Source organism: uncultured Mycobacterium sp., assembly GCF_964249325.1.
GTDB lineage: Bacteria > Actinomycetota > Actinomycetes > Mycobacteriales > Mycobacteriaceae > Mycobacterium.
The window spans coordinates 1-1,814 of sequence record NZ_CAXUCH010000397.1; the positions used below are offsets into that span (position 1 = coordinate 1).

Sequence of the window (1,814 nt, forward strand, 5' to 3'; positions counted from 1 at the left end):
GCACATCGCTGGCCACTCGGCGGCTGCGCTGGGTGTCGCGGACCTGCTTCATGCCTTTGATGTCGCGGCGCAGCTTGGCCATCCGCTCGCGAATGCGCCGCCGGTCGGTCTCGATCTTGGTCTCACCGGGACCGCGCAGACCCACCCCGCCCGTGCTGCCACCGGCCCGGCCACCGGCCTGGCGCGACATCGATTCACCCCAGCCTCGCAGCCGCGGCAGCATGTATTCCATTTGCGCCAGCGACACTTGCGCTTTGCCTTCTCGGCTGGTGGCGTGCTGGGCGAAGATGTCGAGGATCAGCGCGGTGCGGTCGATGACTTTGACCCTGACCGCCTTCTCCAGCGCGGTCAGCTGCGCCGGCGACAGCTCGCCGTCGCAGATGACGGTGTCGGCTCCAGTCGCCAGCACGACCTCGCGAAGCTCCTGGGCCTTGCCGGACCCGATGTAGGTCGCGGGGTCGGGTTTGTCGCGGCGCTGGATGAGCCCTTCGAGCACCTGCGAACCCGCGGTTTCGGCCAGTGCCGCCAATTCGGCCAGGCTGGCCTGGGCGTCGGCGGCGCTGCCCTCGGTCCACACGCCGACCAGCACGACTCGTTCCAGCCGTAGCTGGCGGTACTCGACCTCGGAGATGTCGGCAAGTTCGGTGGACAACCCGGCAACGCGGCGCAGCGCCGAGCGGTCATCGAGCGCCAAGTCGCCCGTGCTGGGCTCTGCAGCGGGGTAATGGGGAAATTCGGGATATGTCATAGGCAATTAGAGATGGTGCACGCCGAATCGGCGTCGCGCATCCGAATTAACGCTGCTGTTCGCGCCACCATTCCTCACTCAGTTCGCCGTGGGCGACCAGCACCGACGGCCCGCGCAGGTAGCTGGTGGCTTCGGTGAGGGTGACGACGACGTCGCCGCCGGGCACCCGCACGGTCAGCGTGCCGGTGGTGGCACCGGTATGGGCCAGCGCGGCGACTGTGGCGGCGACGGTCCCGGTGCCGCAGGAGCGGGTCTCGCCCACTCCCCGCTCGTGGACCCGCATCCAGACCGCGCCGTCATCGGGTGCGGTGAGGATTTCGACGTTGACACCGTCCGGAAACTGCGCGTGGTCGAAGCTGACCGGCGCGCCGACGTCTAGAGCCGCCAACTTCTCGGGCGTCAGCCCCTGGTTCACGCACGCCAGATGCGGGTTGCCGACGTCGACCCCTAAGCCGGTGAACCGCCGCCCACCGACAACCGCCTCCCCCGGACCGAGCCGATTGACCTTGCCCATGTCGACGGTGACGTCGGCGGTGGCGGGGCTGACGTGATGCAGGGTGACCGGCCGAGCCCCGGCCAGCGACCCGACGACGAATTCGTCTCGCTGCTCGAGCCCGCTGGCCCGCAGGTAGTGCGCGAACACCCGCGCGCCGTTGCCGCACATCTGCGCGACCGAGCCGTCGGCGTTGCGGTAGTCCATGTACCAGTCGCCGGCGTCGACACCGTCGGGCAGGCGGTCGAGCGCACCGGACGCCTGCGCGGCCGCCGCGGTGGTGACTCGTAGCACCCCGTCGGCGCCCAACCCGCGGCGCCGGTCGCAGAGCGTGGCCACCGCTGCGCGCGCCAGGGTCAGCTTCGCCTCGAGGTCGCACAGCAGCACGAAGTCGTTTTGCGTGCCGTGGCCTTTGGCGAAGATCATGTGCGCCGTTCCTCGATTCCGGCCGCGCCGGCATCATCGTCGTCGGCGCGGATCACCTGCTCAGGATACGTGCCGCCAGGCCCGCAGCACCGCGTCGACGATGTCCGACCTCTGGGGCGTGGCGGCGTCGAGCCAATGGATGCGGTG

The 1,814-nt window shown here is 69.7% G+C and carries 2 protein-coding genes and 1 pseudogene (1 of these 3 running past the window's edge); all 3 read right to left on the reverse strand.

The window, feature by feature from the left end:
* The coding region (locus ACFE99_RS25035) for an HflX GTPase family protein (RefSeq protein WP_375489569.1) at positions 1-748 on the reverse strand (748 nt) is incomplete at its 3' end.
* A 46-nt stretch (positions 749-794) separates the two neighbouring features.
* Positions 795-1,667, reverse strand: a complete 873-nt coding sequence (gene dapF / locus ACFE99_RS25040) for a diaminopimelate epimerase (protein WP_375489571.1) — start codon at positions 1,665-1,667, stop codon at positions 795-797.
* Positions 1,668-1,727: 60 nt separating this feature from the next.
* A pseudogene (locus ACFE99_RS25045) lies at positions 1,728-1,814 on the reverse strand (tRNA (adenosine(37)-N6)-dimethylallyltransferase); its annotated part runs 531 nt beyond the window's last position; the annotation flags it as partial.

What these genes read in the sequence shown, in the direction of transcription:
- dapF (WP_375489571.1), bottom strand. Translation starts at nt 1,667, where the DNA reads ATGATCTTCGCCAAAGGCCACGGCACGCAAAACGACTTCGTGCTGCTG.